This window comes from Aurantiacibacter aquimixticola (assembly GCF_003605475.1).
Lineage (GTDB): Bacteria > Pseudomonadota > Alphaproteobacteria > Sphingomonadales > Sphingomonadaceae > Alteraurantiacibacter > Alteraurantiacibacter aquimixticola_B.
Window position 1 is genome coordinate 208,430 of record NZ_RAHX01000001.1, and the last position, 25,972, is coordinate 234,401.

The 25,972-nt window shown below is 62.5% G+C and carries 27 protein-coding genes and 1 other RNA gene; 15 read left to right on the top strand and 13 right to left on the bottom strand.

Features of this window, described 5'->3' with window-relative positions:
• The first annotated feature begins 37 nt into the window (after positions 1-37).
• Together mscL and ssrA are read left to right on the top strand one after the other, a co-directional pair.
• Complete coding sequence (mscL, locus tag D6201_RS01065) at positions 38-472, top strand: large conductance mechanosensitive channel protein MscL (protein WP_120047024.1); 435 nt, start codon at positions 38-40, stop codon at positions 470-472.
• A gap of 65 nt (positions 473-537) precedes the next feature.
• Positions 538-882, top strand: a transfer-messenger RNA (tmRNA) gene (gene ssrA / locus D6201_RS01070).
• 45 nt (positions 883-927) lie between these two features.
• Here the strand turns inward: ssrA and D6201_RS01075 are convergent.
• The 8 genes from D6201_RS01075 to D6201_RS01110 form a co-directional block, all read right to left on the bottom strand.
• Positions 928-1,167, bottom strand: a complete 240-nt coding sequence (locus D6201_RS01075; protein WP_120047025.1) for a hypothetical protein — start codon at positions 1,165-1,167, stop codon at positions 928-930.
• Positions 1,168-1,283: 116 nt separating this feature from the next.
• Positions 1,284-2,528 (bottom strand): N-succinylarginine dihydrolase, encoded by a 1,245-nt coding sequence (locus D6201_RS01080; protein WP_120049116.1) that lies wholly within the window; start codon positions 2,526-2,528, stop codon positions 1,284-1,286.
• Positions 2,528-3,538 (bottom strand): arginine N-succinyltransferase, encoded by a 1,011-nt coding sequence (locus tag D6201_RS01085; RefSeq protein ID WP_120047026.1) that lies wholly within the window; start codon positions 3,536-3,538, stop codon positions 2,528-2,530. The genes D6201_RS01080 and D6201_RS01085 overlap by 1 nt, the downstream gene beginning before the upstream one ends.
• Positions 3,535-4,746, bottom strand: coding sequence for a hydrolase (locus D6201_RS01090; RefSeq protein ID WP_120047027.1), 1,212 nt, complete (start codon positions 4,744-4,746; stop codon positions 3,535-3,537). The genes D6201_RS01085 and D6201_RS01090 overlap by 4 nt, the downstream gene beginning before the upstream one ends.
• 33 nt (positions 4,747-4,779) lie before the next feature.
• On the bottom strand, positions 4,780-5,610 hold the full coding sequence (gene rsmA / locus D6201_RS01095) for a 16S rRNA (adenine(1518)-N(6)/adenine(1519)-N(6))-dimethyltransferase RsmA (RefSeq protein WP_120047028.1): 831 nt from the start codon (positions 5,608-5,610) through the stop codon (positions 4,780-4,782).
• 10 nt (positions 5,611-5,620) lie between these two features.
• Positions 5,621-6,430 carry a 4-hydroxythreonine-4-phosphate dehydrogenase PdxA gene (gene pdxA / locus D6201_RS01100; protein ID WP_242447383.1) on the bottom strand — a complete coding sequence of 270 codons (810 nt, stop codon included), beginning with the start codon at positions 6,428-6,430 and terminating at the stop codon, positions 5,621-5,623.
• 121 nt (positions 6,431-6,551) lie between these two features.
• Positions 6,552-7,925, bottom strand: a complete 1,374-nt coding sequence (locus tag D6201_RS01105; protein WP_120047030.1) for a peptidylprolyl isomerase — start codon at positions 7,923-7,925, stop codon at positions 6,552-6,554.
• A gap of 133 nt (positions 7,926-8,058) precedes the next feature.
• Positions 8,059-10,359, bottom strand: a complete 2,301-nt coding sequence (locus tag D6201_RS01110) for an LPS-assembly protein LptD (RefSeq protein ID WP_120047031.1) — start codon at positions 10,357-10,359, stop codon at positions 8,059-8,061.
• Between the two features lie 161 nt (positions 10,360-10,520).
• Between D6201_RS01110 and D6201_RS01115 the strand changes: the two genes are divergently transcribed.
• The 6 genes from D6201_RS01115 (at position 10,521) to D6201_RS01140 (ending at position 14,057) form a co-directional block, all read left to right on the top strand.
• The gene (locus D6201_RS01115) at positions 10,521-11,984 is read left to right on the top strand and encodes a leucyl aminopeptidase (RefSeq protein WP_120047032.1); all 1,464 of its coding nucleotides are present in this window, start codon (positions 10,521-10,523) and stop codon (positions 11,982-11,984) included.
• Between the two features lie 6 nt (positions 11,985-11,990).
• Positions 11,991-12,143 carry a DUF2256 domain-containing protein gene (locus D6201_RS01120; protein WP_120047033.1) on the top strand — a complete coding sequence of 51 codons (153 nt, stop codon included), beginning with the start codon at positions 11,991-11,993 and terminating at the stop codon, positions 12,141-12,143.
• Complete coding sequence (locus D6201_RS01125) at positions 12,143-12,580, top strand: DNA polymerase III subunit chi (protein ID WP_120047034.1); 438 nt, start codon at positions 12,143-12,145, stop codon at positions 12,578-12,580. The genes D6201_RS01120 and D6201_RS01125 overlap by 1 nt, the downstream gene beginning before the upstream one ends.
• A 90-nt stretch (positions 12,581-12,670) precedes the next feature.
• On the top strand, positions 12,671-13,093 hold the full coding sequence (ndk, locus tag D6201_RS01130) for a nucleoside-diphosphate kinase (protein WP_120047035.1): 423 nt from the start codon (positions 12,671-12,673) through the stop codon (positions 13,091-13,093).
• 128 nt (positions 13,094-13,221) lie between these two features.
• Positions 13,222-13,644 (top strand): nuclear transport factor 2 family protein, encoded by a 423-nt coding sequence (locus D6201_RS01135; RefSeq protein WP_165853467.1) that lies wholly within the window; start codon positions 13,222-13,224, stop codon positions 13,642-13,644.
• Positions 13,645-13,649: 5 nt separating this feature from the next.
• The gene (locus tag D6201_RS01140; protein WP_120047037.1) at positions 13,650-14,057 is read left to right on the top strand and encodes a nuclear transport factor 2 family protein; all 408 of its coding nucleotides are present in this window, start codon (positions 13,650-13,652) and stop codon (positions 14,055-14,057) included.
• Here the strand turns inward: D6201_RS01140 and D6201_RS01145 are convergent.
• Genes D6201_RS01145 through purM form a run of 3 tightly spaced genes read right to left on the bottom strand, consistent with a single transcriptional unit; the run spans position 14,054 to position 17,339 of the window.
• A complete protein-coding gene (locus D6201_RS01145; RefSeq protein ID WP_242447385.1) occupies positions 14,054-15,283 on the bottom strand; it encodes a sulfotransferase family protein in 1,230 nt (409 codons plus the stop codon). The two genes, D6201_RS01140 and D6201_RS01145, sit on opposite strands and share 4 nt — an antisense overlap.
• Positions 15,284-15,286: 3 nt before the next feature.
• A complete protein-coding gene (purN, locus tag D6201_RS01150) occupies positions 15,287-16,249 on the bottom strand; it encodes a phosphoribosylglycinamide formyltransferase (RefSeq protein ID WP_120047038.1) in 963 nt (320 codons plus the stop codon).
• On the bottom strand, positions 16,242-17,339 hold the full coding sequence (gene purM, locus D6201_RS01155; protein WP_120047039.1) for a phosphoribosylformylglycinamidine cyclo-ligase: 1,098 nt from the start codon (positions 17,337-17,339) through the stop codon (positions 16,242-16,244). Before purM ends, purN begins: the two co-directional genes overlap by 8 nt.
• Positions 17,340-17,407: 68 nt before the next feature.
• Here purM and D6201_RS01160 point away from each other — a divergent pair, with 68 nt between their 5' ends.
• From D6201_RS01160 to D6201_RS01175, 4 genes are read left to right on the top strand one after another with little or no spacing between them, the layout of a single operon-like run.
• Positions 17,408-18,691: a heavy-metal-associated domain-containing protein gene (locus D6201_RS01160; protein ID WP_242447386.1), complete on the top strand. Its 1,284-nt coding sequence runs from the start codon at positions 17,408-17,410 to the stop codon at positions 18,689-18,691.
• Positions 18,692-18,711: 20 nt separating this feature from the next.
• Positions 18,712-19,317: an HdaA/DnaA family protein gene (locus tag D6201_RS01165; protein ID WP_120047040.1), complete on the top strand. Its 606-nt coding sequence runs from the start codon at positions 18,712-18,714 to the stop codon at positions 19,315-19,317.
• Between the two features lie 29 nt (positions 19,318-19,346).
• The gene (epsC, locus tag D6201_RS01170) at positions 19,347-20,078 is read left to right on the top strand and encodes a serine O-acetyltransferase EpsC (RefSeq protein ID WP_120047041.1); all 732 of its coding nucleotides are present in this window, start codon (positions 19,347-19,349) and stop codon (positions 20,076-20,078) included.
• On the top strand, positions 20,078-20,437 hold the full coding sequence (locus tag D6201_RS01175) for a DUF2794 domain-containing protein (protein ID WP_120047042.1): 360 nt from the start codon (positions 20,078-20,080) through the stop codon (positions 20,435-20,437). The genes epsC and D6201_RS01175 overlap by 1 nt, the downstream gene beginning before the upstream one ends.
• On the opposite strand, the gene D6201_RS01180 is transcribed toward D6201_RS01175, so the two are convergent.
• Both D6201_RS01180 and D6201_RS01185 read right to left on the bottom strand, forming a co-directional pair.
• The gene (locus D6201_RS01180; RefSeq protein WP_120047043.1) at positions 20,438-21,619 is read right to left on the bottom strand and encodes a hypothetical protein; all 1,182 of its coding nucleotides are present in this window, start codon (positions 21,617-21,619) and stop codon (positions 20,438-20,440) included.
• A 67-nt stretch (positions 21,620-21,686) separates the two neighbouring features.
• The gene (locus D6201_RS01185; protein ID WP_120047044.1) at positions 21,687-22,361 is read right to left on the bottom strand and encodes an HAD-IA family hydrolase; all 675 of its coding nucleotides are present in this window, start codon (positions 22,359-22,361) and stop codon (positions 21,687-21,689) included.
• 61 nt (positions 22,362-22,422) lie between these two features.
• On the opposite strand from D6201_RS01185, the gene glmU reads away from it, so the two are divergent.
• The 3 genes from glmU to glmS are packed head-to-tail and all read left to right on the top strand — an operon-like array spanning position 22,423 to position 25,937.
• Complete coding sequence (gene glmU, locus D6201_RS01190; protein ID WP_120047045.1) at positions 22,423-23,784, top strand: bifunctional UDP-N-acetylglucosamine diphosphorylase/glucosamine-1-phosphate N-acetyltransferase GlmU; 1,362 nt, start codon at positions 22,423-22,425, stop codon at positions 23,782-23,784.
• Complete coding sequence (locus D6201_RS01195; RefSeq protein ID WP_120047046.1) at positions 23,781-24,092, top strand: hypothetical protein; 312 nt, start codon at positions 23,781-23,783, stop codon at positions 24,090-24,092. Before glmU ends, D6201_RS01195 begins: the two co-directional genes overlap by 4 nt.
• A 21-nt stretch (positions 24,093-24,113) precedes the next feature.
• Positions 24,114-25,937, top strand: a complete 1,824-nt coding sequence (gene glmS, locus D6201_RS01200) for a glutamine--fructose-6-phosphate transaminase (isomerizing) (protein WP_120047047.1) — start codon at positions 24,114-24,116, stop codon at positions 25,935-25,937.
• Positions 25,938-25,972: the final 35 nt, after the last annotated feature.

The following is a 25,972-nucleotide window of genomic DNA, read 5'->3' on the forward strand; positions in this document are numbered from 1 at the left end:
GCAGACATTAACGACAATCAACTCGGGAGGGACGCCGATGCTGAACGATTTCAAGGAATTCATCGCCAAGGGCAATGTCATGGAATTGGCCGTGGCTGTCATCATCGGGGCGGCATTCGGCGCGATCGTCACCTCGCTGACCGACGACATTATAATGCCGGTCGTCGGCGCGATTTTCGGCGGCGCGGATTTCTCCAACTATTTCATCCTGCTCGGCACGCCGGAAGGCTATGCCGGGTCGACCAGCGATTACGCGGCCCTGAAAGAAGCCGGCGCAGCGATGATCGGCTACGGCGCGTTCATCACCGCGATCATCAATTTCCTGATCCTCGCCTTCATCATTTTCCTGCTGGTCCGCTACGCCAAAAAGGTGATGGCGGAATTCGAAGAGAAGAAAACCGAAGAGGAAAGCGGCCCGAGCGAGATCGACCTGCTCAAGGAAATTCGCGACGAGCTGAAAAAGCGGCCCTGATCGGGCGATCTGGGGAGGGCACGGAAGGACATGTGCCCCTTGCTGTCCCTTGCCTGCCCCTTGCGGGACTTCACAAACCGGGTCGGCTCACCTATATCGACATGGCCCGTTTCGGCGGGCTATGGCGATAAATTGCGCCGTGCAATAGGTACAGCGGACCCGGGGGCAGTACCCGGCGGCTCCACCAAAAATGGCGGGTTTTCGCCACTTCTGACGGGGCCGAACCAGGATCGACGTGTGCTGAAAGACGGTGTTTTTGCCCGGGCTGAGTATCCCGCAAAACTGTTCAAAACACACAAGTGCCAACGATAACGAAGCACTCGCTATTGCTGCGTAATGTGATGTCCTAACGGACTGAATTTACAAAGTTAAAGCGCGGTTGGACCCACCGGGCAACAGAAGCGGATTCCGGGGCTCCGAGGGTAGCTAGCAACAGAAACCCTCACCTTACCCTTCTATTCAACTGGCGCGGTTTTCCGCTCTGCCTTTTCGTATCGCAATGCGTCGAGAATTTTCGCGCCTGCGAGGAATACCGCACCGGTGCAGGCCAGGAACAGTGCGTATCCGCCCCAGCCGGGGAACTGCTCGAGATATTGTGCCCCGCGGCTCGTCGCGCCCAAAGCGAGGGCGTAGATGATGAGAAACGCTTCCCAGCGCGTCTTGATTACGAACAGCCGTGCGACCTTGCGAAACATGCGAAACCTTTCTTAACGACCCACAGAGCAAATGGCGTGCCAAGCACGCAGTTCCGCGATTGTGCATGGTTAAGCTGGCTCCGCCTGTAAAGCAAATCGACGCCAAGTGTCGGTTTTCAAAGAAGTCCGGAAAGTTCGAGCGCTTCCAGCAGTTTCGCACGAGCCGTCTGCACGGTGTCGGCAAGCCGATCGTCCCCCACATCCGCCGCAGCGATCTTTTCCGGCCACCATTGCTCGATCACCGCCTCGATCCGGTCGGCCTTCTCGCTATCGAGAACGAAGCGCGGATCCACGGCTAGCGGATCGGCGACAACGCGAAGCCGCAGGCATGCCGGGCCGCCGCCATTGGCCATGCTCTGCCGCACATCGACGACTTCGACGCGCCTGATCGGGCCATGGCCTTCCTGCATCGTCTGCAGCCAGTTCCATACGGCGTCGTTATCTCGGCATTCTTCCGGCACGACCAGCGTCATCGCGCCGTCGGGAGGCGTGATCAGTTGTGCATTGAACAGATACGAGCCGACAGCATCGGCAAGGCTCACGGCTTCGGAAGGTACTTCGACCACCTCGACGCCTGCAAAGCGCTCTCTGATTGCATCGTAGGTGCCTTGCGGATCCACGAAGGCCTGCGCATGGGTGAAAAGCACATGTTCGTTGGCAACTGCCACCACGTCGTTGTGAAATGCGCCGGCGGCGATAGCTTCCGGGTTCTGCTCGATGAAAAGTGAATGCTCCACGCCGTGACGGCGCGCCACGATCCGGCTCGCCTGCTCGTGCTGGCGCGCTGGAAAAGGCCCGCCGCTGCGGCCGTAGACAAACACTTCGAGACCCGCTTCGCCGTGTTGCGAAGCAAACCGCATATGATTTGCGGCACCTTCATCGCCAAAGCAGGGTGGAACCGGCTCGTGCACCGCAAAATGCGCAGTATTTGCAAAAGCGAGCCGAAGCTGCGCCAGCGTGTCCGGCCATTCCTGGCTGCGGTGCGGCATGGTGACGAGGTTGGCGACGGTCAGATGACAACGCCCGTCTGCCGTATCTGCCGCCGGACTCACCGTGGCGGCGTTCGCCGTCCACATCGAACTCGCGGACCACGCGCCGGCGATAAGGGCCGGGTCGGTTGCTTCGTTCGCTGAGAGCGCATCGAGCCAGGCGGCATTCGGGCGTGGCAGGGGCAGGAAAAAGCCCTGCGCAAGCCCCATCGCCATGTTGCGGCGCATTTTCGCAACGCCCTGCAGCGCGGCAGCGCGCGGGTGCGAGACGTCGCCAGCGTTTTTCGTCGCGGCGAGATTGCCGAGACTGAGCCCGGCATAATTGTGGCTTGGCCCGACAATGCCGTCGAAATTGATCTCGACGACGCTCATCACGGGATGCTCCATACGGTGTCGCCTTGTGATACCCGCAAAAGGTCGGCTGCTTGGGCGTCGATGGCGACTCCATCGCCGCGCAGCTCTCTCGCGCCATAGCAACAGCGGAAGTCGGCGAGCCGACCGGCAGCGATCAGCGCTTTCTCACCTTTGTCGAGATCGGTCGCTTCGATGGATCCGCCATGGGCCTCCGATATAGTGTGCACGCGATCGGTCTGGGTCAGCATGGTCGGGCCGCCGTCAAAAATATCGACAAAGCCCTGATAGGCGAAACCTTCATTCTCCAGCATGCGCATCGCGGCCCTTCCGGAAGGGTGAGGCAGGCCGATGACTTTGCGCGCCTCCTCGCCCAGCATTGCGATGTAGACCGGGTGCTTGGGCATCAGGTCGGCGATGAACTGGTTGCCGTGGATCGCGTTGAATTCGTCGGCTTCCTGAAAGGACATGCCGAAGAATTTGCCGCCTATCGCGTCCCAGAAGGGCGATCCGCCGCGCTCGTCGATGATTCCGCGGAGCTCAGCCAAGATGCGGTCCCCAAACCGTTCCCGATGCGCGGCAATGAAGAGGTAGCGGCTGCGTGCGAGCAGCATGCCGAGCCCTCCTGCGCGCTCGCCGGGGTGCAGGAATAGTCCGCCGACTTCACTGCACCCGCCCAGATCGTTGACCAGGCTAAGCAGTTCCGCCTTCACAGTGCGATCGAGCTCCTGCGAGTGCTGCGTCAAGGTCGTGATGCGGTAAGAGTAGAATGGCCATTGGTCACCCACCGCGGTGAAGAGCTGGCACGTGCCACGCACGTCTCCGCTTTCGGTATTTTCGAGCACCAGCACGTAGGTCTCTGCCGAGACATCATCGCCGACACGGGCGAAGGCAGCGTCCGATCCAGCCAGCTTTCCGGTCAACGAGCCGCGATCCGGTGGGAGGTTCGTGAAGCCGCCACCTGTCAACTTCGCCATTTCGTAGAGCGGCTGGAGATCGTCTGCCGTGGCAGCGCGCATCACGAAGCTCACAAAGCCTCTCCTGTGGCCAGGCGATGGAGAACCACAGCGGAGAGCTGCGCGCGTTCAGTCAGGCTCGGGACGATCATGAATTCGTCCGGCGAGTGTATCTTGCCACCACGAACGCCCATCGTGTCGACCACGGGCACGTGGTTGGCTGCAATGTTGTTTCCATCGCAAACGCCGCCCGTGCTCTTCCAGCCGATTGTCTGGCCAAGCGCCGCACCGCTGTCTCGCACCAGATCGAACAGCTTCTGCGCCCGCTCGTCCACCGGTTTCGGTGGCCGCGAAATGCCGCCATGCAAGTGGACTGAGACGCCATGCGCTTTCTCGAGCTCCGCCAGCATCGCTTGCAGGTCCAGCGCGAAACGTTTGCCAGCCTCGATGCTTTTCGGACGAATGTTGAACCGCAAAACGGCATGATCGGGCACGACGTTATTCGCCGCGCCGCCATCGATTTTGGCCGGATTGATGGGCAGCTCTGCATGCTGCATCGCCTTCAGGCGCACGGCGCAATCGGCCGCCGCCACCACAGCGTTGCGCCCGTCCTCCGGATTGCGACCGGCATGGGCGGAGCGTCCGGCGAAGGTCACCGCATAATTGCCACTGCCGCCGCGGGCGTGAGCGAGTGTTCCGTCGGGCAGGGCCGACGGCTCGTAAGTCAGCGCGGCAAGCTTACCGCGCGCGAGCTCGTCGATCAGCGCGGCGGAAGCGAGCGAACCCGTCTCCTCATCCGAATTGATCATGACATCATATCCGACCGAGGCGGCGGCATCGCTGGTCTCGAAAGCTGTCAGCGCTTCGAGTATAATCGCAAGGCCTGCTTTCATGTCGGCGGTGCCGGGACCGTTCAGCGTCTCGTCGTCCAGCCAGGTCTGCTCCTGAAAGGGGTGATCGGCCGGAAAGACGGTGTCCATATGGCCGGTCAGCAACAGGCGGCGCTGCGCGTCCGGTCGGACCGAGCAAACCATGTGCTGCCCATGCGGCTTTTCGACCTCTTTCCCGTCGGCATTCACCACCATTACCCGGGCCGGTTCGCGCAGATTGACGTCTCCGGGCAGGCTCGAAAAGGCATCGGCCAGTCGATCGGCGACCTGCGCCAGGCCATTGAGATTGGAAGTGCCGGAATTGATAGCGGCCCATTCCTGCGTCCGCTCGAGCATGCGCTTCTGATCGATGCCTTCGAGCAGCTGCGTCTCTGTCTTGGAAAGCTGTTTCATCGGCAACCGCACTGACTGCGACAGGGCCAAGTGTCAAATCGTGCCGATTTCACGCGCGACGGAGACGAAATCGTTGACCGACAGCGTCTCCGCGCGGCGGGTTTCATCTATTCCGAGTGTTTCAAGAGCCGCGAGGGCGCCGGATACGCCTTTCAAGCTCTGCCTGAGCATCTTGCGGCGTTGTCCGAAGGCGGCTTCCGTCACACGCTCCAGCGTAGCGATCGCGACGTCATTCGGTTGCTCGGTGGGTAGACAATGAACAATAGCGCTCATCACTTTGGGTGGCGGCGTAAAGGCGCTGCGGTGAACTTTCATCGCCAATTTCGCCTCGGCGCGCCATTGCGAAAGCACGGCGAGCCGACCGTATTCGCCGGACCCGGGCTTCGCGACGACGCGGCGCGCCACTTCCTGCTGAAACATGAGAGTCAGGCTGGTCCAGGCTGGCGGCCATTCGGGCCGTGTGAGCCAGCGTGTGAACAGCAACGTCCCGATATTGTAGGGCAGGTTTGCAACGACTGCAAAGGGTTCGCTCATCAGCTCGGCATGATCGATTGCTAGAGCGTCGCCTTCGATGATGCGAAGCTGGCCCGGGAACGCGGCTTCGAGTTCGGCAAGGGCAGGGAGGCACCTCGCATCGCGCTCGATCGCGGAAACGCGGGCTCCAGCTCTCAGCAGCGCGCGGGTGAGGCCACCGGGACCGGGTCCGATTTCGAGCACCGCCGCATCGGCGAGATCGCCGGGAATGGCGGCAATCCGATCCAGCAATTGCTCGTCGAGCAGGAAGTTCTGTCCCAGCGCCTTCGAGGCGGACAGACCGTGCCGCGCGATGACTTCGCGAAGAGGGGGAAGGTCGGTCCGATCCATTGCCGCGCTGCTAGAGCGCCGCGCGCCTCTCGGCAATCTCTGCGGCCATGCGAATGGCGGCAATCATGGCGTCGGGCCGGGCGATACCCTTGCCGGCGATGTCGAAAGCCGTGCCGTGATCGGGCGATGTGCGCACGATCGGCAGGCCGAGGGTGACATTGACGCCTTCGTCGAAATCGAGCGCCTTCAGCGGCACCAGCGCCTGATCGTGATACATCGCAATGGCGACATCGTAAGTGCCGCGCTTGTGCGGGGCGAACAGCGTGTCGGCAGGATGCGGGCCGCTCGCGTTCACGCCTTCTGTGCGCAATTGCGCGATGGCGGGTGCGATGATCTCGATTTCCTCGCTACCCATCCGCCCGTCCTCGCCAGCATGGGGATTTAAGCCTGCGATGGCGATATGCGGGTCTCGTATGCCGAAATCGACCTGCAACGATCGCGCAACGATCCTGCAACGCTCGACGATCAATTCCACTGTCAGCAGGTCCGGAACGTCCGCAAAGGCACAATGCACCGTCATGGGCACGGTTTTCAGGCTCGGCCCGGCAAGCATCATCACCGATGCGTGGTGATCCAGACCGCAGGCATCGGCAAAGAATTCGGTCTGGCCGATGAAGCCGGGATCGATCTGCGCAATATTCGCTTTAGACACGGGAGCCGTCACGAGCGCGCTGCAATAGCCTGACTTCACGAGGTCGGTCGCGAGCTTGAGCGAATCCGATGCAATCGCGGCGCCATCGCGGTCCGGTTGGCCGGGGCGATAGGCGCCGTCCGGTCCGTCGAGGCAGGGCGGCCCATCGCTCACGATGACGGTCGCCATGATCCGACCGCCGCCGGCAACTACGAAATCGGGCAGATCGAGCTCTTCGCGCCGCAGCCAGGCGGCGGCGATGATCTCCGGCCCGATCCCCGCCGGATCGCCCAGCGAGACGACGAGCGGCTTAGTTATACTCTATCACCGCGTCGCGGCGCAGGTCGCGCAGATAACGCTGGGCGCGGCGGTTGATCCGCTCGTCTTCCAACTGCGCCATGATCTGCTCTACGCTCGGTCCGGCCGTTTCTTCCGGATCGTCCCGACCGCACAGCATCAGCACGCGAATGCCTTCCTGCAGATCGCCGAAAGGCGGAGTAACCTGCCCGACATTGAGCTGCAGCAACACGCTCTGCAACGCCTCGGGCAACTGGCGTACCTGGATCTCGTCATTGTTGACTGTCGTCGCGCCGATAGCGGCGGCGCGGGCGTCGGCATCGCCGCACCCATTCATCGATTCCACCGCCGCAACGAATTCGGCGCCGCGTGCTTCGGCTTCGGCGGCCGTGGTGCCTGCGGGAAAACCGATGGCGATTTGCTTGAGGCTGAGCACCGCATCGCGCGGATCGGCCATGCCGATCTGGCGTTGGTCGATCATCAACAGGATGGAAAAACCACCCGGGATTTCGAGCGGGCCAACCAGCTGCCCGGGGACCATCTGCGCGGCGGCCGCTTCAAGCTGGGGCTGCTGCAATTGCTGCAACTGGATCCAGCCGAGATCGCCGCCGACGACGCGGCTCGACGCTTCGGAGAACTGCCGGGCGTAGGCAACGAAGCTGCCGCCTTCGCGCAGCTGTGAAATGATCTCGTTGGCGTTCGCGCGGACCTGTTCGCGGTTGGCGGTGTTTGCCGACAGGAAAATTTCGCCGAGGCGATATTCGGCCGTGCCGCGCGATTCCTGCAGACGAGTCCACAAATCGGTCACTTCGCCTTCGGAGACGTTCACGAAGGGCGCGACATTGCGGCGAAGCAGATTGGTCCACGCCAATTCTCCGCGGATCTGCCGCTTGATGGAATTGGGCGAAGACCCGATCGAAGCGAGGTAGGCGTCCATCTCGGAAACGCTCATCCCGCGCGCTTCGACGGCGAAGCGTTCGTAGGATTGCTGCACTTCCTGATCGGTGACGGCGATGTCCAGATTCTCCGCCTCCTGCACCTGCAGCGTTTCGTCGATGAGGTTGCGCAGCACCTGCAAGCGAAGTCTTGCCACTTCCTCGGCCGGCAGTTCGCGTTCCTGCGCGGCCACGATCAACGCCACGCGGTGATCGACATCGGTACCGGTGATGATGCTGCCATTGACGCGCGCGGTCGCGCGGCGCTCATTCGGATTGGCAGGTGTCGAGATGAAGGAAATGTCGTCCGGCAAGTTGAAAGCATCGCTGCCCCCCGCCTGGGCTTGGGCGTGCACCGCGACGCTGGTGAGCGAGCCCGCGATGAGGGCGGCGCCAACACCGACGAGTGTAGAGCGAAAGGCTTTGGTGGCGAAAGATTTCACGGTTGTCATGATCCTATTGTCGGCGCGTTTATCGCGCGCCCGATTTTGCGGTGTTCTTGAAGTGTCTCTTGGGAAATCGCGGCTTAACGATAGCTGAGCCATCCGCTCTCGCCAAGTGTGCCGCAAGGCTTGTGCCGCTATCTTAAAGTCCGAGATTGCGCAGCGCGAAATAGACCCGGAAACTGTTGCCGCTCTGTGCGTCCGCGAGTTCGATATAGTCCCGCCGCCAGGTGAAGCCGAATTCGAGGCAATCGTCCGCATAAGCGATGCCGAGGCGCGTGCGCAGCGGTTCGAAACCGTCTGCAGTGAAACTCGGATCCTCGTCGCGGTCGGTCAGATTGATGACCGCGGAACCGAAAATGGACCAATATTGCGCAAAGCCTACGCGGCCCGCGGCGCGCAATTCCTCGCGATCCTGCAAATCCTCGAAATTCAAATCGATATCGCGGTTCAGCCGCAGATATCCGATTTCCGCATAAGTGGCATCGGTGCCGACAGTCGCGTCGATTTCATTCCTGCGGACGGCGAAATTGTCCTTGTCCAGTCGAAAGCGATGCGTGAACTTGACGAAATCGTTGTAGCGCACCTGTGTGCGGCCGACGAAATCGGAGAATTGCTCTGACAAACCGGTCCCGTCCGGGAACAGGTTGAACTCGTCATCCAGCCGATAGGACTGGCCGATCGTGCTCTCGATCCGCCAGCCCGGCATCGTGAGCTGCCAGTCCGCGCCATAGGTCAGGCGAACGCCATCCTCGACGCGGTCGTAACCGGGAAAGCGGTTGAGCGAGAAGAGATTTGAGTCCTCCAGATCGATTGCGCGCGCGTCTTCGTTCGGAATGTCGAGATTGCGGATGTCGGGCGCGGCAACCAGCTGCAGGCGCGGTGTGAGCACCTGCGTGCCGCCGAACGCTTCCCCGATGAATGGCCATTTCACGTCGACCGCCGCTATGGCGACGCCGCGTGTCTGCCAGCCCTCTTCCCCGCGATAAAGCGGTGTTTCGGTGCGGAAATTCTCATCCGAATGGTAGACGTCGCCGCGCACCAGAGCCGTTAACGTCACCTCCTGCCCCATAGGCGTGATGCGGCGCATATCCCATTGCGCGCGAGCGAAGGCGCGCTGCGTATCCTGCCCTTCAGACCGCGTGATGGCGAGCGTGTTCGCCTGCACTTCGACCTGCCCGCCAAGGACGGGTTCCTCAAGCCGATAGCGCGCGTCAATCAGCGGCAGGGCGAGTGGCACTTGGCCTTGATCGGTGCTGACCAACAGGGCCTGCGTCGCCCAACCGGCGATGGAGACGTAGGAATTGTCGTCAATCCGCTCGAGCTCGACCACCGAGCGGATGCGATCCTCCCGGCTGATATCGTAGCGGCGCAGGAAGGTGCGGTCACTGGCAACGCGCACAGATCCGGTCGCGCTCCAGTTCTCGTCGAGCTGGAAGCGGCCGTTGGCAAAGATGTATCCGCGAAAATCCGTCTCGCTTACCGGCTCGGTTGCATTCAGAGGAATCCGCGATCCGTAGGTGGCGTAGCCAGTGACCTGGTAGGCCCCGCGCTCGGTCAGCTGGCGATACTGGGCAGACACCATCGGCGCCGCTTCGGTGTAGAGATAACCGCTTAGCAAGAGGTCGCGATTTTCGGCGAGCCGCAGGTAATAGCTGTCGGTCAGCTCGAAACCGTTTGACGCAGTGATGCCGATATCGGGAATGAAAAATCCGCTGCTTGCGCCGCCATCGGCCCGCACCGTGAGGCCTGGCAATGGAAGAATGCGTGCGCCGAACAATTCGAGATAGGCGCCGGTGAACCGGATGCGCTCCCGATCGCTGTCATAGTAAACGCGATCGGCCGTAATCCGCCAGCTAGGGATGCGCTCGCAACCGTCGCTGTCGATCACCGGGCATGAGGAATAGACCGCGCGGTCGAGCACGATATCGCCATCTTCGGCGCGGGTGGCATTGGCCGCTGCAAGGCGCGCGCCCTGTCGGAAGGCGAGCAGCAGATTGTTCATCGCGCCCGCTTGCAGTTCGTCGGTCAGTGTGACTCGCTCGGTGAAGAGCTGGTTGCCGTTTTCATCCACCAGCCGCACCGATCCCTCAACGACGATTTCCCCGGTGAAGCGGTTCCATGACACGGCATCGGCGCGCAAAGACTGATCGCCGGAGCGGAGGATGACATTTCCCGACGCAGTGACGGTGTCGCTGTCCTGATCATATTGCAGGGTGTTTGCTTCGAAGCCGATCTGGCGCTGCCCATCTATATCGACTTCGGGTATGACGAGGCCGCTGGGCCCGTCCGGATCGGGGTCCGACGTTTCCTGCTCTGGATCGAACGGATCGGGTTCATCCTGCGCCAGTTCCTGCGCCGTCAGCACACCGGGGGCCTCGCCGTTCTGGGCGAGGGCGGGTGAGGTAAGACAGGTCAGCGACAACGCCGCAAAGCTGCTCATCGTCAGACGCCCGGAAAGCGGGCACAGCGGGCGGTGCGACGCGTGAGGCGGGCCGGGCAGCATGGCTTGCCTATCGCACCGGTCGCTCCTAACTGCAACGCTCGCTTTGCAGGCGGCTTCGGCCCGATCGCAAGACATCAGAATTCTCTTCGGGAGCCTCCATGGATATCCAGTTTCGCGACAGTTTCGACAGCAATTCCCCGCGTCTCGTGGCGCGCGTCATCGAGCCGGGAGCGCTGGGCGAGGACGTGCCGAAGACGGTCAGGGAAGGGGCGGAAGCGTCCCGCTTTACCGGCAAGGCGGGCCAGGTCTTCGATGGCTTTTACGAGGCGGGCGGCAAGGTCGTGCGGCTTGCTTTGGTGGGCGCGGGCAAGGCTGGCGATGCCGGACGGATGGCGGCGCTGGAAAAAGCCGGTGCGGCGCTGACGGCGAAATATCTCACCAGCGGCGAGACGGCGTTGGCGATCGACGTCGCGAAGAGCGGTCTTTCGGCAGAGGAAACTGCTGCCGTACTTATGGGCGCGCGGCTCAGGGCATGGCGCTGGGACGAATATCGCACCAAGCTGCGCGACGAGCAGAAGCGCACCCTAGATACGATCCACGCGGTCGGCGCGCCGAATGGCACCCAGGATGCCTGGGCGGATGCCAAGGCCGTGGCCGAGGGCGTCGAATTCACGCGGGAGCTGGTCGCCGAACCCGCCAATGTGATTTATCCCGAAAGCTTCGTCGCCCGCTGCCGCAAAAGGTATGAGGGCACCGGCCTTAATATCCGCGTGCTCGGCGAGAAGGAGATGCTGGAGCTTGGTATGGGCGCGCTGATGGGCGTCAGCCAGGGGTCGGTGCGCGAGGGGCAATTGCTAATCGTCGAATGGATGGGCGGCAAGGATGGCGAAACCCCCACCGTGTTCGTCGGCAAGGGCGTCACTTTCGATACTGGCGGTATCTCGATGAAGCCGCCTGCGGGCATGGAAGACATGAAATGGGACATGGGCGGCGCAGGGGCTGTCGCCGGCGCGATGCTTGCGCTGGCCGGGCGCAAGGCAAAGGCGAACGTCGTGGGTGTTTGCGGGCTGGTCGAGAACATGCCGGATGGCAATGCGCAGCGCCCCGGCGACGTAGTCACCTCAATGAGCGGGCAGACCGTCGAGGTCATCAACACGGATGCCGAGGGGCGTCTGGTGCTGTGCGATGCGATGACCTGGGTGCAGCGTGAATACACGCCGAAGACGCTGGTCGATCTTGCCACGCTGACGGGGGCGATGCTCGTCGCTCTCGGCAACGAGCATGCGGGTGTCTTTTCCAACGACGATGAACTCGCCGACAGTCTGCTGGCCGCGGGCAAGGCGAGTGGCGACCGGCTATGGCGCATGCCGCTCGGCCCCGAATACGACAAGCTGATCGACAGCCCGATCGCCGATATGAAGAATGTCGGTCCACGCTGGGCCGGATCGATTACCGCCGCGCAATATCTCCAGCGTTTTGTCGAAGACGGGGTGAATTGGGCGCATTGCGACATTGCTGGCATGGTCTGGGCCGACAAGCCTGGCGCAACCTGGGACAAGGGCGCCACCGGCTATGGCGTGCGCCTGATCGACCGCTTCATCCGCGACGCGGTGGAGGGCTGAGCGATCATGGGGCGGATGCGGAAAAAGTCCGATCTGCCCAGCAAGATCTGCGAGACCTGTGGTTTGCCTTTCACCTGGCGCAAGAAGTGGGAGCGGGACTGGGAGAGCGTCCGCTACTGCTCCGAACGGTGCCGCCGCTCTAAAAGCAAGGAGAGTTGATGCGCGTCGATTTCTATCAGCTTTCCCGCGATCCCGCGCCCGTCGCCATCGCCCTTCTCGCGCGCAAAACCATCGAGGCTGGGGAGCGGCTGCTGGTCGTAGCCGACGATCTCGACATGCTCGAAAGCATCTCGAAGACGCTGTGGGAAGCTTCGCCAGAGGCATTTCTCGCCAATGGCATCGCCGGAGACGAGCACGATGCGCGCCAGCCCATTCTGCTGTCGGGCGAGGTCGACCCGGCAAATAGCGCGAAATTCCTGCTCCTCGCCGATGGCGAATGGCGCGATCCGGGAGACACTTTCACGCGCACCATGCTGCTTTTCGACGCTGCGACGATCGAGGCCGCCCGCCAGACGTGGAAAGCGCTGGGTGAACGCAACGAAATCGAGCGAAAGTTCTGGAAGCAAGATGGTGGACGCTGGGTCGAAGGGCCTTAGCGTCGATGCGGCGCATTGGGCTTGCCCGCCCATCGCCTTGGCGCTAGGGGCGCGCGCAATCTCCAGATACCCAATTCGAAGGATTCTCTTATGGCGGTCACCCGCACGTTCTCGATCATCAAGCCCGATGCCACGCGCCGCAATCTCACCGGTGCCGTCACCAAGATGCTGGAAGATGCCGGCCTGCGCGTCGTCGCGTCCAAGCGCATCCACATGACTAAGGATCAGGCCGAAGGCTTCTACGCCGTCCACAAGGAGCGCCCCTTTTTCGGTGAGCTCGTCGAATTCATGACCAGCGGCCCAGTGGTCGTCCAGGTTCTCGAGGGCGAAGACGCTGTCGTTCGCAACCGCACGATCATGGGCGCGACCAACCCGGCCGACGCCGATGACGGCACGATCCGCAAGACCTATGCAGAAAGCATAGAGGCCAACACCGTCCACGGTTCGGACAGCGAAGAGAATGCCAAGATCGAAATCGATTTCTTCTTCGATGAGAATGAGATCGTCGGTTGATTTCGAGAGAAATCAAGATTTCCCGGACTTTTCAGGCAGATTGATGTAACTCCTCCATGGGGGTAATGCGACTCGCGCATTCGTCGCGATCGCAACCTCCATCGGGGAGGCCGAATTTGTTCTGGCAGATGCGTAACAAGGCGGAAAACGTGGTGCGGCGCTATGTCGCAGCCGTCAACGCGCGCGATGCCGACGCGATCATCGCCTTGCTGCACCCGGATTGCCGCTTCATCGACAGCCACGGCTTTGGTATCGATGGTATCGATGACTGCACGGATGCCGTCCGCGCCTTCATGGCACTCGGCAGCAATTTCCGCATGCATGTCGAGGGCATCTCCAACAATCACGGCGACATTCTGTTGCGCGGCCATACGGAGGCTGAGGATGCCTCCCTGGCGACGGATACCCTCTGGCTGGCCCGCGTCGAAGATGGCCGTCTGCTGTACTGGCAGAGTTTCGGTGAAAGCAGCGCACCGGCGCTGGCGCACCGCCTCATGCCCGATAAGGCAGAACCGCTGGAAGACACGCCCAGCATCCGAATTGCGAATTGAGCGCGATGTTCGGGCGAAATCGCAAGAAATCCATCGCCATCGTCCGCCGCTATATCGATGCGCTCAACCGGCATGATGCGGGCGCGATGATCCATATGCATCATCCTGAGTTTTCCTTCATTGACGCGCGGGGAGACGCGATCGAAGGCAAGGCGCGATGCGCCAAGGCTGTGCATGCTCTGATGGATATGGACGAGGATTTCGGCCTAGAGATAAAAGACGCGACGGTGCGCGGCGGCCAAGTGCTGTTGCGCGGCCGCACGCGGGCATCCGACCCGCGGCTGGAGCATGACATGCTATGGGCGGTACGCGTCGAAAACGGTCTGTTGAAGGACTGGCAGAGCTTCGGGGACCGCGACGCGAACCCCATGGCGCATCTGCTTCTCCATCGAACGCTGCAGCCTGCCGGCTAGCGGCTGGCTTCGGCCTGAAAGCCCGGATGGTTCTGCTGCGCAAACGCTCGCAGCTGTGCCGAATGTGCGGAGTGCGAAGATTCCGCCGCGCGGTTCTGCTCTTCGCGCATGGCCTCTATGGCTTCGGTAGAGAGGACAAGGCCCAGCGCCTCGTAAACGCGGTCGATTTCCGCTTCCCAATCCGCTCCCAGCGCATCGAAATCCACAATCGCAAGCGGACCTTCGAAACCGTCCAGCGCCTGCTCGACGCGCGATCTGCGTAACTCGATCTTGCGCCGCGTTTCGGCGTGGATCCAATCGAGATCGACGTCATCGGACTGGATCGTCATCTGGTTGGCAACGAGCGAGGCGGAGCTGGTCGCGGTATCGTCCTGGCAACGCCGCGTCATTACCACGGCAGCGTCGGGAAATTGTTGTAATAACGTGCCCAGGTCTTCCGCAAATTGCGGAACTTTGAGCACACGGCGTTTGCTGGCATTGCCATGAAAATGGGCATCGGTTCGCAGGATCCGAGCAAACTCGCGATAGACAGGTGCGGGATCGCGCGCTTCGGAAAAAGCGGTGTAGGACGGAATGCGCCACTGCGCTTCATAAGCACAATGATCGAGGGCGCAAGCCAGCCATCCAAGCTCTTCGTCCGGGCGCGTGACACCCATCGGGTGGATGCTGTCGATCCACGGATCGAGCGTTCGCGCGCACATCAGCGTGAGGGCGGACCAGAGCGGCCGCGTATCGGGCGATCGCGGCACCGGGTTCCAGCTGTCGCAGAAGCGCGTGGCCGCATGCGCCGGGTCTGCCGCGAGCAAGCGATGTATCCGCGTCGTGCCGCTGCGCATCTGCCCGACCACGATGATCGGTGGCTGGATATCGGTCACCAATATTTCCGGATCGCGCGACCACAGGGCGCCAAGTTCCAGGCGCTGTCGCACGGCCCTCCAGAGTTGCCCATGGGCGAAGGCGTGGCCAAGCGGGCTGAGCTTGGCATCGTCCTGCAAGGAGCGGGTCAGGCTCTCCAACCGGATGCGGAAATCCGCGACATCCTCTTCGGTGCGCGGCCCGCGCTCATCACCGTCCGACGCGGCCTCCTCTGCCATGGCCCACAGGCCCGCGGCATCGATCGGCGGGTGCATGATCCACCCGCGTTCCCAGGCTGTGCTGAAGAAACGGGATGCACGGTCCACATTGCTGGAGCGTGCGAGCGGGTGGGGGCGCGGCGGGCTGCTCAAGCGTCAGAACTCGTTTGCTGCACTCTGCAGCTGGCTGAGGCGCTTTGGCGCGACCATGCGCCAGCTTCGATTGAGCCAGTCTTCGACATTGTCCCAGTCAACGCCCGGACGGTTCAAAATTATCCCCACCCATCCGCTCGCGCCATAATAAGCGGGCTTGAAATAGGTGTCGGGCGCCGTCTCGGCGAGGCTTTCCACCTCGTCAGGGCCGCCCGTCTTGACGAGCAGAGCGACATGCTCGCTGCCGTGATGCGTGTCGCTGAAATGCGCGAAATACTTGCCGCTCTTCCCACTCGTCCGCCAGGCCGGTGCACCGTGGCTCTCGCGCTCTTCGGCCTCGGGCATTGCCAGGGCCAATTCGCGCGCGCGCTCCAGCAGCCAATCGGCGCGATAATGCCGTCCGACATATTCGGCGAGCTTGCGCGGATAGAGCTGGTATTCGGCCAGGATTACCCGGCTTGCCAGACTTTCCGCCGTATCGCCGGGCAGGATAGCAACGGGCAGCTGGCCCAGCAGCGGACCGCCATCCAATTCCGGAGTCACGATGTGCACCGAGCAGCCACCGAAGGCATCGCCAGCATCGATTGCACGCTGATGGGTGTCGAGTCCCTTGTATTTCGGCAGCAGGGAAGGGTGGGTGTTGACCATCCGGCCTTCCCACCCGTCCACGAAATCTTCCGTCAGGATCCGCATATAGCCGCATAGCGCAAGATATTCGGCACTGCTCTTGCGCAGTGCTTCGTTCATTATCGCCTCGTGTGCGGAGCGATCCATTCCGCGGTGATCGTGAGCAAAGGTCGCGATACCTTCAGCTTCGGCAATGCCTAGGCCGGGCGCCTCCGGATTGTTCGAGGCGACGAGCACGATTTCGTACGGACAATCTGGCAGGCGCGAATGAAAGAGCAGGGCCGACATCGTCGTGCCATTGCCGGAAAGGAGGCACGCGACCTTCGCCTTTTCAGGCATCGTGCGATACTTCCCAATCGGCTCTGCCGCTCCAGGTTCCGACCGATCCGCGCACCGTGCAGCCGCGAGAGCCTTCGATGATCTCGCCGATCCGGTAGACGGTTTCGCCAGCATCCTGCAGCGCAGCCGTCACGGCGTCCGCCTGGCCAGGCGTCACCGCCAGGACCATCCCGATCCCGCAATTGAAGGTGCGCGCCATCTCGCCAGGCTCGATATTGCCCTGCGCCTGCAGGAAAGCCATCAGGCCGGACTGCGGCCACGCATCGGCATCGACCACGGCGCGGGCGCCTTCGGGCAGAACCCTCGGCAGGTTTTCGAGCAGGCCGCCGCCGGTAATGTGCGCCAGCGCATCCACGCGTCCGTCGCGCACCACGGGCAGGAGGCTCTTCACGTAAATTCTCGTCGGCTCCAGCAGAGCTTCGATCAGCAGACGATCCTGATCGAACAAAGCGGGGCGATCCAGTTTCCAGCCTTTGTCTGCGGCGAGGCGGCGTACGAGCGAGAAGCCGTTGGAATGCACACCGGAGCTTGCCAGGCCGAGCAGCACGTGGCCGGTCGCGACGCGATCTCCGGTCAATTGCTCGCCGCGCTCCACCGCGCCGACGCAGAAGCCCGCAAGATCGTAATCGCCATCGGCATACATGCCCGGCATTTCCGCCGTTTCGCCGCCGATCAGCGCGCAGGCCGCCTGCCTGCAACCGTCGGCAATGCCGGCGATCACACGCTCGGCCACGCCATTGTCGAGCTTTCCGGTGGCGAAATAGTCAAGGAAAAACAAAGGCTCTGCACCCTGAACGATCAAATCGTTCACGCACATTGCGACCAGGTCCACGCCGACGCTGTCATGCCGGTTCGCGTCGATCGCCAGTTTCAGCTTCGTACCGACCCCGTCATTGCCGGCGACGAGCAGCGGATCCTTGTAGCCAGCCGCTTTCGGATCGAAAAACCCACCGAATCCGCCGATCTCGCCATCGGCGCCGGGCCGCATCGTGGTCTTGACCAGCGGGCCGATCGCCTTGACGAGCCGGTTGCCCGCATCGATGGAAACGCCCGCCTGTTCGTAGGTGTAGGATTGCTTGCCGGAATTCATGCACCTGCCATAGGCTTTCGGGCTTGGATTTCCACTCGGCATTGGGCAAAAGGCTGGCGATTTCCCCGATGACGATGCTTTCCATCCCCTCCCGCCTTCGTGACGCGCCAGCGCCCGCCCTTGTCGGCGCGGTTCTGGCCGTGCTCGCGACGATGCTTGCGGTCACCGCGCTGGTGGCGCAGGTGGGCGGCAATCGCGGGATCGCGCCGGTCGCGAGCAGCACCGATATCGACGTGCGCGGGATCGAAGTGAACGTCACCGGCGATAATGCGGAGGACGCGCGCCAGAATGGATGGCGCGAAGCGCAGCGCCTGGCGTGGGAGAAACTGGACGGGCCCGATATTCCCGACTCCCGACTCGAGTCGCTGGTCTCGGCCATTGTCGTCGAGCAGGAAAATATCGGGCCGCGCCGCTACGTCGCCACGCTTGGGGTGATTTTTGACCGGCAACGCGCCGGCGCCCTGCTTGGTGCGAGTGGATCTCGCTCGCGCTCCGCCCCGATGCTCACTTTGCCGACCATGATTTCCGGCGGCACGCAAACCATGTTCGAAGTGCGCAATCCATGGCAGCAGGCGTGGGCGGAATACCAGTTCGGATCGAGCACCATCGATTACGTGCGCCCCTCCGGCTCGGGCGGTGAATCGCTTCTGCTAACATACGGCCAGACCGGTCGCCGCAGTCGTGCCTGGTGGAACAATATCCTCGACCAGTTCGGCGCGGCAGACGTGCTCGTGCCCATCGCCAATCTTCGCTGGGAATGGCCCGGAGGGCCGGTGGAGGGACGTTTCACCGCACGCTACGGCCCGGACAATCGTTTTCTCGAAAGCTTTACCATGCGCGCGGAAAGCGCCGAACAGTTGCCCGCCATGTTGCGCCGTGCCGTGGCACGTTTCGACGCGATTTTCTCCGAAGCGCTCGAGAGCGGCACGCTGAGCCCGGATCCGACGCTTACCCTCGACAATGTTGAGCTCAGTCCGCAGATCCGTGCGCTGCTCGACGAAGCGCGTCGTGCCGAAGCGGAAGAAAGCCGCGCTGAGGAGCGCGATGTTCCCGAGCCGACTGCGCAGCCAACGTCGGAGCCCAACGCGCTGGATCCCGACACGCTGGTTGCGGCAAGCGCGATCTATGTGGTGCAGGTGGCAACGCCTACCAGCGAGTCCTACGATACCGCGATTTCGCTCATTCGCGGTACGCCCGGTGTTCTGGGCGCGACCTATACGTCCACCGCAGTGGGCGGCAATTCCATCATTCGCGTGACTTACTCTGGCGAGCTGTCCGCACTGGCGGCCGCCTTGCGCTCTCGCGGCTGGGCCGTGAACGAGGGATCGAACGCGCTCGGCATTTCGCGCTAGGTGCGCAGGATCGGTGCGGCATGGAGCAGATCGCTCTTCCATTGAAGGCTGGCAGCGGGCCGGACCGGATCGTGATCGGAACCGGGAATTCAAAGGTCGCCGAAGCGCTGTCGGCTCCGCAAGGCTGGCCATATCGCACCGCCGTCCTCACCGGGCCGCCGCGTTCGGGGAAATCGCTGTTCGCGCGCTGGTTCGCCGAGAGCGAGCTGGGCGAGAGCGTGGATGATGCGCACACGCTGCCGGAGGACGCGCTTTTTCATCGCTGGAATCGCGCGCAGGAGAGGGGCACGTCCCTTCTGATAATTGGCGGAGAGCCGCCGTGGGATATCGCGCTACCCGATCTGAAATCGCGGCTGGGCGGATCGCTGCAGATGGAGATCGGTCAGCCGGATGACGATCTGGCGCGCGACCTGCTCCTGTCCCTCGCTGCCGAGCGCGGGCTCCCGCTGCGAGACGATGCCGCCGACTACCTTATTCCAAGGGCCACGCGGTCCTATGCCGATCTGGAACGGCTCGTGGCCACGATCGACCGCTTGTCCCTGGAGCGAAAGGCCCCACCTACTCTGGGAATTTGGCGTGATGCGCTGGAGGCCGTCCACGGCCCGCAGGAGCCGCGCTTGCTTTAGGCCGGTTTTGATGGGAAACTGATACGACGATGTTCGACAGGCTTGTCTCCTATCTCGACTCGGTTCGCGCGCGCGATCCTTCGCCGCGGTCCCGTTGGGAAATCCTTATTTATCCGGGCGTCATCGCCCTCGGTCTGCACCGCGTGGCGCACTGGCTTTACGAGGCCGAGCTGTTTTTCTTCGCGCGGGTGGTGAATCACTTCAGCCGTTTCCTGACCGCGATAGACATCCATCCCGGCGCCATCATCGGCCGGAATTTCTTTATCGATCACGGCTTTACGGTGATCGGCGAGACCGCTGAAATCGGCGACAATGTCACGATCTACCAATGCGTGACGCTGGGCGGCACCAATCCAACGAATGGAAAGGGCGGCAAGCGCCACCCGACCCTGATGGACGGAGTCATCGTGGGGTCCGGCGCGCAGGTTATCGGCCCGATCACCGTGGGCGAGCGGGCGCGCATCGGCGCGAATGCGGTCGTCACGGATGAGGTACCCGAGGGCGCGACCATGATCGGCCTGAAGGCCAGATCCACGCTCGTTCCGGCGGAAGACTGGATACGGGAATTCATCCCATACGGTACGCCTTGCGATGAGCCATGCGAACCTGCGCCGACCGAGCGTGTGCAATTGCTGGAACAGCAGATCGCTGCGCTCACCCGGCAGGTGGAGGCTATGAGCAAGGCGCTGCCTGCGGACCAGAGGGCCGAGGGCGGCGAGGCCGACCTTTTCGCTGAACGCAAAAGCGGCGCCGAGCGTTGATGTCCGCTTCGCCAGGCGCGCCAAATGTCGTTCCGTTTCCCGGCAACCGGCAGCCGCAACAGGTCGGTTTCGAGCGGGCCGAGCTCATGCGCATTCTCGATCTCTACGGCCGCATGGTCGCTGCTGGCGAATGGCGCGATTATGCGATGGACTTTGCCAAGGATTGCGCCACCTTCGCCGCCTTCCGCCGTGCTGCGGATACGCCCCAAATGCGCTTGGAAAAGCGCCCGTCGCTGCGCAATCGACAGGGCATGTGGGCGCTTTTCGGAGAGCAGGGCCAAGTGCTCAAGCGTGGGCATGAACTGGCTAGCGTTCTTGCCCCGCTTGAGCGTCGTCTGGTAAAAGCCGTCGACGCTTGATCAGGCCGCAGCGAGATATCCCGTGATCGGCAGCCTTTCTTGAAGCGAACCCGGCAGGCGGTCCACCAGTGCGGTGCGGATCGGTGCCCAGAACGCAGATAGCGTAAGTAGGGCCGAACCGATCACAAGTGCGGTGAGCGCAAAGGTCAGCTCCACCGCGCCGAACCGGTCGAACAGGAAGGTCAGCGCGATCAGCACGTAAGCGAGCGCCGATACGAGCAGCGCCCGGCGGTCGATAGCGAGGGCGACGAGGCCGAACGCGATGTACACTCCTAGCACGGCCAGCGCCGCGCCGACGCCAAGCTGGTCATTGTCCATGACGCCGATAAGCGCGAAGACCGGATGCGCGATCATCGGAGCGGCGACCAGGTGCAGCCAGAAGGCAACGTCGCTGCGGCGGGTCTTGCGTTCTCGGTCGCTCGTGTCCCAGCGCATGGCGAAAGCGAAGACGCCAAGTCCGGCAGCGAATACGAGCGTGAGGATGATGGTCTCCATGTCGGTATTCTGCGGCTCGAAAACGGTTGCGATTGCTGCGGCGAGAAGTGCGATCACGGTGACCGCTACCGACGCTGCGCCTGCGGCGACCGTGATTGGCACCATGAAGCGCTTCCAGTGAAACCATGCGCCCGCGGCGGCGGCCAGACCGGCGGCGCCCAGCACGAGAGCGACGACTTCATCCGTCATGTCGGGAAAAATAGACCAACCGACTCCGAAAGCCGTGGCAGCGACGCCTCCGATAAAGGCGAGCAGCAGAAGGATGCTGGGCAGAGCCATACGCCGCCGACGGGTGAAGAATTCGGCCAAGCCCCACGCGCTCGCCGCAACGAGCACGCCTCCGAACAGAGCCGTCAGCGCGCTCCGGAGAGTAGAGAAGGCGTAATATGTCTCCCACTGCTCCTGCGAATAATCCATTCGCCAATTCATCGCATCGATTAGGTCGGGGTATACGCCGCGCGCCACCTCCCCGGCGATCGCCTGCCCGACGGCGCCCATGGCTACCAGCATGATGACAACACCGATGGCGACGAAAATGTCATTGAAGGAGCTGACCAGTCGAAAGTTCTCTTCATCCGTGATCGGCATCTTGCGCATCTGCGCGACATGGCTGCGCAACGCGCTTGCCGCATCTTCGGTCATCGCTCCGCCCGCGACAGCGTCGCGTAGATCCTGCTCACTATACATCGACGTTCCCCCGTCTTTATCCCGGCGAAAATGTGCCGTCTCTGTGTTGCAATGTCAATACACCCATTCAGCCTAGCGCTTCCAGTGCGGCGACCAAATCTTCCAGTCCATCGATCGTGGCATCGCCCCCCAATTCCGCCAACCGCACGTCGTGATAGCCGTAGCGGCAGGTGACCATTGGCACGCTCGCGGCCTTGGCGGCGCGCACGTCGTAGGTCGAATCGCCCACCATCGCCGCGCGGCCTCCGCCGCAATCGGCGATGGCGGCGCAGAGCATATGGGATTTAGGCTTGGCTCGATCCCACCCCAGTGTGTCCCCGCCATAGATCGCTGCGAAGTGGTCCGTCATCCCCAGTGCATCCAAGAGTTCGCGCGCTGGCTTCTCGGACTTGTTGGTGCAGATCGCCAAGGCGCATCCGCGCTGCGCGAGCGTGTCCAGAGCCGCCTTGCAGCCGGGGAAGGGGACGGTGTTCTCGGCGATATTTGCCCAGTAATGCTGATGAAGTGTCGCGATGAGGATTTCATAGGTCGTGTGATCAACGTCACCGCCTGTGGCGTGCAAAGCGTTGGAAAGCATCATGTCGGTCCCTCCGCCGATCATCGAGCGGAATTTTGCGAGAGGGACGGGTTTGCGGTCGATCAGTGACAATGCGTGGTTCACAGCCGGGCCAAGGTCGAGCGCTGAGTCCACCAGTGTTCCGTCGAGGTCGAAAAGGACGATGTCGAAGGGAAAATCGGCCATGGCATACGCGCATTAGAGAGCGATGTGGAAACCGCAATCGTTTGATGGCATTGGCCCCTGCATGACCGAAAAGAGACAGATTGCCGCGATCATCCTTGCTGCGGGCAAGGGCACCCGCATGAAGAGCGCAACGCACAAGGTGCTGCACGAAGTGGGTGGGCGTTCGATGATCGAGCATTTGCTGGCGAGAGTCGAAGCGTTGGGCCCGCAAAAGCTGGTCACCATCGTCGGTGAATCTCGCGAACAGCTGCACGATCGGCTGGGCGAACGCACCGCTTTCGCCGTGCAGGAGCCGCAGCTCGGCACCGGACATGCGGTGCAGCAAGCGGAAGGCGAGCTTAGCCAGTTCAGCGGCGATGTACTGGTTCTCTACGGCGATGTGCCGTTCGTTTCGACCGCGACGATGCGCGCCATGATCGATCGGCTCCACGCCGCCGATGCACCGGCCGCCGTCGTGTTAGGTTTCGAGCCGGAGGATCCGCTACGCTACGGCCGCGTGATCGCGCAGCAGGGTCGGATCATGAAGATGGTCGAGTGGAAGGATGCTACCGATCAGGAGCGCGCCTGCACGATGTGCAATTCGGGCTTGCTCGCCGCGCGCGCCGAAGCCCTTTTTCCGCTGCTGCGGCGCGTTTCGAACGACAATGCGCAGGACGAATATTATCTGCCGGACATCGTCAATATCGCCATCGCCGACGGGCACAATTGCGCCGTGGTCAGCACGGACCGGCCCGATGAGGTCACCGGCATTAACAGCCGCGCTGAACTCGCCGCTGCGGAGGCGCAGTGGCAGACGCTCAAGCGCGAAGAGGCGATGGAAGCGGGCGTGACTCTGCGCGCGCCCGAAACCGTGTTCTTCAGCTACGACACCGATCTTGCCGAGGACGTTGTGGTCGAACCGAACGTGGTGTTCGGCCCTGGCACCAGCGTCGCGAGCGGCGCGCATATCAAGGCGTTCAGCCATCTCGAAGGCGCGACCATCGGCGAGGATTGCGAAGTAGGCCCGTATGCTCGACTGCGTCCCGGCGCGGTGATGGAGAAGAGCAGCAAGGTCGGCAATTTCGTCGAGATGAAAAAGTCCGTGCTTGGCGAAGGCGCGAAGGCCAGCCACCTCACCTATCTCGGCGATGCGACGGTGGGCGAAGGCGCGAATATCGGCGCCGGCACGATCACCTGCAATTACGACGGCTATTTCAAGCACCGCACCGAAATCGGCGATCGGGCCTTCATCGGCTCCAACAGCGCGCTCATCGCACCGGTGAAGATCGGAGCCGACGCGATCGTCGCCGCCGGGAGCGCCGTCAGCCGCGATGTCGATGACGGGGAGCTGCGCATGGTGCGCGCCGAGCAGATGGTAAAGCCGGGCTGGGCGGATCGCTTCCACGACACCATGAAGAAAAAGAAAAAGGCCGAAAGCAAGTGACCGACCGCTACGAGGGCAAGCCCTTCCTGCGCCTGCTCGACAGCTACGTGCTCGACACGATCGGTCATCTGGACGAGGCCAATCGCAAATGGCTGGTCGAAGCCGAACCATTCTTTCGTGAAACCTTCGTCGCTTCGGGCGGTTGGCGGGATATCGTGGCGCAGCGCATGCAGTTTCCGGACGGCATGGATGCGTCGATCGTCGAAGTGTGGACCAAGGGGCGCACAAAATTCATGGCGATGGGCGGCGAAGAGCTTGATCCGGTCGAGTTCACCCACCGCTTCGTCGACACCAATTTCCCGCATTGATGCGGTAGGGGAGCAGATCCAATGTGCGGAATTATAGGAATTGTAGGCACGCGCGATGTCGCGGCGCGGCTGGTCGACGGTCTCAGGCGGATGGAATATCGCGGCTATGACAGCGCCGGTGTCTGCACCGCGCATGATGGCGAGCTGCTGCGCCGCCGCGCCGAAGGCAAGCTCAACAATCTGGTCGAGGAGCTGGCCAGCAATCCCGCGCCAGGCGAAACCGGGATCGCCCACACGCGCTGGGCCACCCATGGCGCTCCGACGCAGAAGAATGCGCATCCGCACGCCACCCCGGCCGTCGCGCTCGTTCACAATGGCATCATCGAGAATTTCAAGGAGTTGCGGGACGAATTGCGCGCCGATGGCCGCACCTTCGAAAGCGACACCGATACGGAAGTCGTCGTCCATCTGATTTCGCGCTGGATCGAGGAGGGCATGTCGCCCGAAGAGGCGGTGCAGACCGTACTTCCCCGCCTGCGCGGTGCATTTGCGCTGGCCATTGCCTTCCGCGATCATCCCGATATGTTGATCGGCGCGCGGCTTGGTTCGCCCCTTGTCGTCGGCCACGGAGAGGGGGAGATGTTCCTCGGCTCCGACGCGCTCGCGCTCGCGCCGCTGACGCAGGAGATTTCCTATCTAGAAGAAGGCGACTGGGTCACGATCACGCGTGACGGTGCGGCCATCCGCGATGCGGACGGAAACGAGGTCGAGCGCGAAGTGCGCACATCCGGCGCGTCCGCCGCGGCGATCGAGAAGGGCGATTATCGCCACTTCATGCAGAAGGAGATCTTTGAGCAGCCGACGGTGGTCGCGCAGACACTGCGCTCTTACCTGCGCCCGGGCGAGCAGCGCGTCGCACTGCCGCAAATGGATTTCGACATCACCGCGATCAACCGCATCACGCTGGTCGCCTGCGGCACGTCGTATTACGCCGGTCTCGTTGCGAAATACTGGTTCGAGCAATTCGCCCGCGTCCCGGTCGACATCGATTTCGCCAGTGAGTTTCGCTATCGCGAACCGATCCTGCCCGAGGGCGGGCTTGCGCTGTTCATCAGCCAGAGCGGAGAGACGGCGGACACGCTGGCGGCGCTGCGCCATTGCCGTGAACAAGGGCAGACCATTGCCGCTGTCGTCAACGTGCCGACCAGTTCGATGGCGCGTGAAGCCGATCTGCTGCTCCCGACCCATGCCGGGCCCGAAATCGGCGTCGCCTCGACCAAGGCCTTCACCTGCCAGCTTGCCGTGCTTGCCGCGCTCGCCGCGCATTTCGCAGTCAAGAAGGGCCTGATGGATCGCGAGGAAGAGGCAGAGGTCGTCGAACACCTGCTCGAGGCGCCAGCGTGTCTCAATGCCGCGCTCGACCACGATGAAGAGATCAAGGAGATGGCGCATCTGATCGCCCCGGCGCGCGACGTGCTTTATCTCGGGCGTGGGGCGGATTTCCCCTTGGCGCTGGAAGGTGCGCTGAAGTTGAAGGAAATCAGCTATATCCACGCCGAAGGCTATGCTTCTGGCGAGATGAAGCATGGCCCCATCGCCCTGATCGACGACAAGGTTCCCGTCATCACACTGGCTCCATCCGGGCCGCTGTTCGAGAAGACGGTTTCCAACATGCAGGAAGTGCAGGCGCGCGGTGGGCAGGTGGTGCTGATATCGGACAGGAAGGGTATCGAGGCGGCCGGTGAAGGGTGCATGGCGACCATCGAAATGCCAAAGGTGCACCCGCTGATCGCGCCGCTCGTCTATGCCGTGCCGGTGCAGCTGCTCGCCTATCACGTGGCGGTCGCCAAAGGCACCGACGTTGATCAACCACGCAATCTGGCGAAGTCCGTCACCGTCGAGTGATCGGCGACGTGATGCAAAAAATGCGGCGCTTTACG